The organism is Robiginitalea sp., assembly GCF_049588695.1.
Lineage (GTDB): Bacteria > Bacteroidota > Bacteroidia > Flavobacteriales > Flavobacteriaceae > Robiginitalea.
In genome coordinates, this window is record NZ_JBAVZJ010000160.1 from 1 (window position 1) to 1,720 (window position 1,720).

The window sequence follows — 1,720 nt, forward strand, 5'->3', positions numbered from 1 at the left end:
GTGTTGAATATGTAGGCGCATTTGAAGAGGCAGGCGAGGCCCTGCCTAAAAAGCTATATCTCTTGGTAGCCTATGATAATATGGGAGCTTATGCGACAGTAACTGATGGCTTGAGGGCGGATCGCGGGTACCTGGCTGCTGCAAAACCGTATTTTGAAGCTCCTGAGGACCAGATCGCTTATACGAGGTATGAAAGCAGTTTTATCCGATCGGTTACGGGTTTTCCGGCCCTTGAAAAACCTGCGGATTCTGAACTCTTCGAATTGCGGATTTATGAAAGTCGCAACGAAGATGCGCTTCGCAGAAAGGTGAAGATGTTCAATGACAGTGAGTTTCAGATATTCGAGGAAGTAGGGCTACCCATGGTATTTTTCGGCGAAAATATCTCCGGAGACCAAATGCCCTGCCTCACCTATCTGTTGGCTTTTAAGAATAAGGCCCACCACGCGGAAGCGTGGTCAGAATTCGGACCCCACCCCGAATGGCAGCGGATTACCAAACTTGAGGAATACGCCGATGCTATGAACGATATTACCCGGGTGTTTTTGAAGCCCCTCCCCTATTCTCAGTTATAGATTATTCATTTGGTTTTGCGCAGTTCGCTGATTATACCTGGAAGTTCCACCAACGAACCCTTGAAATGGAAATGCAGGCCCTGGAGGTATCTTAATATCGGGGAGGGGGGACATTGTTCCCCCAAAGTAAAAGCAATACCCGTATGAGCAGTTTACAAATCCTGTCACCACCTGCCTGCGCTTTACTCTAAAATAAAATTACCTCAACATTTTACGGCAGTACCTGAAGCCGTCACCATGATCATGCTTCCATTGGACCCAATGGTTTCGTAGTCCAGGTCGATCCCTATGACCGCATCTGCGCCCATGCTCCTGGCGTATTCGGCCATTTCGGAAAGGGCATTGTCCTTGGCCTCCCTAAGCACGCGCTCGTAAGACCCGGACCGGCCCCCAACGACATCCCGGATGCCAGCAAAAAAATCCTTGAAGATGTTTGCCCCGATAATTGTTTCACCGGTTACGATGCCAAGGTACTCTGAGATGTTTTGATTCTCGAGGGTATGCGTTGTAGATAATATCATAAATGCTTTCTTTAGATTGATTTGAAAAGTCCGAAAGGGAATAGCTCCCCGGGACACCTTATTTGTCTGACGATCATTGAAATTGTTACGTCAAACCTTTTAATCCACAACTAAAACATTTATGTTACCGTAAGCCGCTACTAAAAACTGCCAATAGAAACCACTGGCCGAATTTGTTTTCAAAGGTGTGCCCTTGAGCATATCTTTGACAATCAAGAATATAAACTCCATGTGGTCAAAATACAGAAAAGTCGGACTGCTTGTTTTTGGGATCGGAATCCTCGGAATCCTAATTTTCGGGATTAACTACTTTCGTGACATATCTTACGAAGGGGATGCGGATATCCGATTTCTCGAAGGAGAGTATTCAAGTCTTGAAGACCTTTTTAACGCAAAACCTTTTAAAAATAAGGTGTTGTATGTGGACCTTTGGTTTAGTTCCTGCCCACCTTGCATTAAAGAGTTTAAACAACTTCCGGGACTAAAGGAATCCCTGAAAGATCAAAAAGATATCGAATACCTTTATATCTCGCACCAAACGCTTCACCCAAATACCCTACAGCTTTGGAAAAATGCCATACAGCAATACAACCTTACCGGTTGGCATTATATGATGGACCGAGC

The 1,720-nt window shown here is 45.2% G+C and carries 3 protein-coding genes; 2 read left to right on the forward strand and 1 reads right to left on the reverse strand.

The window, feature by feature from the left end:
* Positions 1-575, forward strand: a 575-nt coding sequence (locus tag WBV75_RS03770) for an NIPSNAP family protein (protein WP_424119320.1), incomplete at its 5' end; no start/stop codon positions are given.
* Positions 576-778: 203 nt separating this feature from the next.
* On the opposite strand, the gene WBV75_RS03775 is transcribed toward WBV75_RS03770, so the two are convergent.
* Entirely contained in the window at positions 779-1,096 is a 318-nt protein-coding gene (locus WBV75_RS03775; RefSeq protein WP_424119321.1) for a heavy metal-binding domain-containing protein, read from the reverse strand.
* A 229-nt stretch (positions 1,097-1,325) separates the two neighbouring features.
* Between WBV75_RS03775 and WBV75_RS03780 the strand changes: the two genes are divergently transcribed.
* Positions 1,326-1,720 (forward strand): TlpA family protein disulfide reductase (locus tag WBV75_RS03780; protein WP_424119322.1); only part of this gene is annotated, 395 nt, incomplete at its 3' end.

Bases quoted from the DNA above. Each gene is read 5' to 3' on its own strand.
- WBV75_RS03775 (WP_424119321.1), bottom strand. From the start codon at position 1,096: ATGATATTATCTACAACGCATACCCTCGAGAATCAAAACATCTCAGAG.